This is a genomic window from Oleiphilus sp. HI0080, assembly GCF_001635135.1.
This window is the reverse complement of sequence record NZ_LWFU01000453.1, coordinates 1-4,139: the sequence shown is the minus strand read 5'-3', so window position 1 is coordinate 4,139 and position 4,139 is coordinate 1. Positions and strand designations below refer to the sequence as shown.

The 4,139-nt window shown below is 48.6% G+C and carries 5 protein-coding genes; 4 read left to right on the top strand and 1 reads right to left on the bottom strand.

The window, feature by feature from the left end; genetic code table 11:
• The 3 genes from A3751_RS09045 to A3751_RS09035 form a co-directional block, all read left to right on the top strand.
• The coding region (locus A3751_RS09045) for a DsbA family protein (protein WP_068454666.1) at window positions 1-572 on the top strand (572 nt) is incomplete at its 5' end.
• A 95-nt stretch (window positions 573-667) separates the two neighbouring features.
• A complete protein-coding gene (locus tag A3751_RS09040) occupies window positions 668-2,026 on the top strand; it encodes an MATE family efflux transporter (protein WP_068454663.1) in 1,359 nt (452 codons plus the stop codon).
• A 65-nt stretch (window positions 2,027-2,091) separates the two neighbouring features.
• Window positions 2,092-2,553 carry a DMT family transporter gene (locus A3751_RS09035; RefSeq protein WP_068454660.1) on the top strand — a complete coding sequence of 154 codons (462 nt, stop codon included), beginning with the start codon at window positions 2,092-2,094 and terminating at the stop codon, window positions 2,551-2,553.
• 82 nt (window positions 2,554-2,635) lie between these two features.
• Here the strand turns inward: A3751_RS09035 and A3751_RS09030 are convergent, their stop codons facing one another.
• A complete protein-coding gene (locus tag A3751_RS09030; RefSeq protein ID WP_082863138.1) occupies window positions 2,636-3,112 on the bottom strand; it encodes an ATP-binding protein in 477 nt (158 codons plus the stop codon).
• Here A3751_RS09030 and A3751_RS09025 point away from each other — a divergent pair.
• Window positions 3,067-4,139, top strand: a 1,073-nt coding sequence (locus A3751_RS09025) for an Hpt domain-containing protein (protein ID WP_197466250.1), incomplete at its 3' end; no start/stop codon positions are given. The genes A3751_RS09030 and A3751_RS09025 overlap by 46 nt on opposite strands.

Below are 4,139 nucleotides of genomic sequence, written 5' to 3'. Positions count from 1 at the left end.
GGTGCTGGGGTTATCAGCCTACTCTCACCCTGATATCGAATACGCTGCAGACGCAAAATATTCCTTGGACCAAAGTACTCGGAGGCCTTGCTCCGGACACGGATGAAGTAATGCCGGCAGACTTGCAAACCGCTATTCGGGGCTACTGGCGAAAAATTCATGCCTTGCTTGGTACACGCTTCAATCATGATTTTTGGACAAATAATTCACCCCGCCGCGCCACCTACCCTGCGTGTCGAGCCATTCTCATCGCGCGTTGCCATGGCTTAGAAGATGAAATGAACCAGGCTATTCAGCACGCTTACTACCTTCATGCGAGAAACCCGTCTGACAATACAGTCCTCTGTGCGCTTGCAGACGAGCTTGGGCTAGACCCGACAGATTTCGAAGAGGCACTCAACCTCGAAGAAACACACAGCGCTCTTCAACATGAATTACACTTGGCTCGCGCTATCGGTGGAAACAGCTTTCCATCCTGGATTCTAGAAAAAGATGGTCACCGTACCTCGCTGCCTATTGACTATAAAGACCCAGAGACGGTCATCACCTCGGTGCTAAAAGCGTTCAAGTAAGTACCTAATATTTTTATAATCGGAACACTTTAATCTAAAAGTAGCGCTCTACTGTATCGTTTAGTTCACGCATAATAACCAGAAAAGAGCGAACAATGTCCTCCAACACACAACCAAACAAAATAGACACCTCCGGCATAGAACGCGCTGAGTTTAAAGAACTCGTGCGCATGACATGGCCGATGCTGATTGGCATTATCTCTTTAATGAGTTTTCAGTTGGTTGACTCTGTGTTTATCGCTCGTTTAGGTGTTGCGCCGCTCGCGGTCGTTGGATTTACAATCCCTATCTATCAGCTTTTTATCGGCATTCAGGTCGGCATCGGCATTGCAACGACCGCGTTAATCTCGCAGCTTTTAGGGGCAAATAAGGAACAGCAAGCGAAGGAATTGGCCGGTCTTATTGTGCTAATTGGTTCCGTGGTGTTTGCCGTTCTCGCGCTCATCACTTGGCTGTTTCGTGCTCAGATCGTTCAAATGCTCGGCGGCACGCCAGAACTAATGCCTTATGTTGATGAATTTTGGGCGATTTGGCTTGTCGGCGCGTTCTTCGGTGCGTTTGTTTATTTCGGGTACAGTATATGCCGGGCTAACGGAAACACCTTACTTCCGGGCTTTGGTATGGTCGCAACGAGCCTAATCAATATTGCACTCGACCCGCTCTATATTTTTGTATTTGACCTTGGCCTCGCAGGCGCCGCTTGGGCAACACTTAACTCGTTCTTTCTTGGCGTGCTAATAATCTATCCCCAAATTTTTAAGCGTGGATGGATGATTTTCAGTCATATCTTCAATAACTTTGTTGAGAAAACACGCAGTATTTTAAGTATTGCGCTACCAGCGATGACGAGCCAACTTCTTCCTGCCCTATCATCGATGCTGGCAACCTACCTCGTTGCCTCTCATGGGACAGAGAGTGTTGCGGCTTGGGGCATGGGCATTCGAGTCGAATTTTTCTCCATCATTCTCGTGTTAGCGATGACCATGTCTTTGCCTCCGATGATCGGGAAGGCTTATGGTGCACAAGATTTCGGCCATATCGCCCTGCTTTTAAAGCTGGCGATAAAAAGCCTTGTTATCTGGCAGCTCGGCCTGGCCGTAATACTTTGGTTATTTGAGGCCCCGATTAGCCAAGCGCTAACAGGTAACCCGCAGATCGCAGAGATTGTAGGATGGTATCTAATGTACATTCCCGCTAGCTACGCCCTACTGGGCGTGTGTATGCTTTTGGTATCGGCGAGCAACGCAATCAGCCGCCCCATGGATGGCCTTAAAATATCGGTCGCACGTCTGTTTATCTGTTATGTGCCTTGCATGTACCTCGGATCGATCATTAACGATCTACCCGGCTTGATGGTGGGCGCAGCAGCAGGCAACATACTTGCCGGAATCGTTTCTATTTGGATGTTCCGCAGGGCATTTGCTCAAGCAAAGGCGAAACGACACGGCGTGTAAAATAGAGCAGTACGCAACGAAAAATGCGGCGAAAACCCCATTCAGAAAGGTAATTGGGAACAAGTATGATGCAAGATCAGGCGAGCAGTTACATCTTCATTTTACTAGCCGTGATTGTCGGCTTCTCACTCGCTTCTCAGGCGGGCATCAATTCTCAGCTTCGCGTCGGCCTTAGTACGCCGATTCAAGCGGCCTTTATTTCTTTTGCAATTGGCACAATCGTGCTCGGCTTAATTGCCTTAAAACAAGGCGAACCGTGGTTTATAAACGAAGGGTTTAACAACATTCCATGGTGGGCTTGGGCTGGCGGCGCTTTAGGCGCGTTCAATATCGCCATGAGCATTTACTTAGTTCCTAAATTGGGCGCGCTGGCGTTGGCGATCTCCATCGTAGGCGGTCAGGTCATCGCATCGCTGATTTACGATCAATATGGTTTGCTTGGTTACCCAAAAATTGAGTTGAGCTGGACACGTGCTGGCGGCGCCGTCTTGATTGTCATTGGCATTTGGCTCGTCTCACGAAAATAAAACCCCAAGTTATTTGGCGAAAACCAAGTAACCTGGGGTTGGCACTAACACGAACTTAGCTCGATATGGCGGCTACACCGCGTTACGCTGTTTTGTTAAAGGGCAGCGCTTGAGAGTAAAAGCGTGACGGCAAAGAAATCACCGTCTCAAATGCTCTAAAGGCATCGCCCTCAGTACCACCGGCTAAACGAAGCTCAATCGAACCGCCTTCACTTTCAAGAAACTGGCGAACGGCGTCCATACCAACACCCCGCCCACTAAGATCACTCACTTGGTCTGCGGTAGAGAACCCAGAGTGAAAGACTAGGTTCGCCACTTCTTGATCTACAAGGATCGTATCGCCATCGATAATGCCTTTTTCGGCTGCCATGCTACGAATCTTGTGCAAGGCGATACCTCGGCCGTCATCCGACACCTTAAAGTGTACAAAATCGCTTGCTGCCTGAGTATCAATATGAACAGACCCAAACTCGGTTTTACCTTTTTGANACCGNCNGAATTTCTGGGCGCAATGTGAACGATCTGTTGTTTGCCAATAGCACCCTTGGTGCGGATGCACGTGATCAGAATATCACCGCGGTTGATGCGATTGTTGGCGAAGATTCGATGATGTTTGAGTTCAACTCTCACTGTCTTGTGAATGAGATGACGGTTGCCTTTGACGATGGCCGCGAAAAAATTCTTGAGCTGGATTGGGATCCGATCGTCAATGAGGAAGATGTTGTTGAACGCCTGATGATTACCGTTCGTGATGTGACTGAGATTCGAGCGCTTGAAGAAGCGGCGAAAGGTCAGCAGCGCGAGCTTGAGCTTATTGGCGAAGTGCTTGCAATTGATGCAGGCAAGTTTGCTGAGTTCTTGCGTGGTTCGAAGCAATTTATGGCGGCTTGTCAGCAAGCCATCAAGAATAATACTGAGAAGTCTACCGATGTTATTGCCGAGTTGTTCCGCAATATGCATACGGTGAAAGGCAACGCTCGCACGTATGGTTTGAGCTTGCTGACCGATGTTGTTCACGAAGTTGAGACGACTTACGACCTCTTGCGTTCTGGCGATAGTATTGATTGGGACCAAGAGTATCTCTTGAACGAGTTAGCGCAAGCGCAAACCTTGCTTGCTGAATACGAAACAATCTTCCGAGATAAACTAGGTCGCGACGGCGATATCTCCAAAGGCGTGAGCCTTGATCCGGAGCGCATTGCTTCTTGGCTGGATAGCATTCGCGCGATTACTGAGAAATCAATGGATCAGGAAGTCAAAGAAGTTGTTTCAGAAGCATATAGCATGCTCGTCTCGCTAGAGTCGGAGCCGCTGTCTAAAGTAATTGCGGAGCCGGTTCAGTCTATGGCTTCGATGGCAGAGCAGCTGGCCAAGCCATTGCCGAAGGTTGAAATTAACGATGCTGACGTTTTAATCGATGGTCGCGTGCACAGTATGGTAAACAATATCTTTACCCACGTGTTGCGCAACGCTGTTGATCATGGAATCGAGAGTGCGCAAGAGCGGTCTCAAAAAGGTAAAACCGAGTTTGGGTCTGTTCATATTGATACTCAGGCAGCAAGCGATTTTGTACACTTTAAGGTGTC

Excerpts from the sequence above, each read along its gene's own strand:
- A3751_RS09035 (WP_068454660.1), top strand. The coding sequence starts at position 2,092 with ATGATGCAAGATCAGGCGAGCAGTTACATCTTCATTTTACTAGCCGTG.
- A3751_RS09040 (WP_068454663.1), top strand. The coding sequence starts at position 668 with ATGTCCTCCAACACACAACCAAACAAAATAGACACCTCCGGCATAGAA.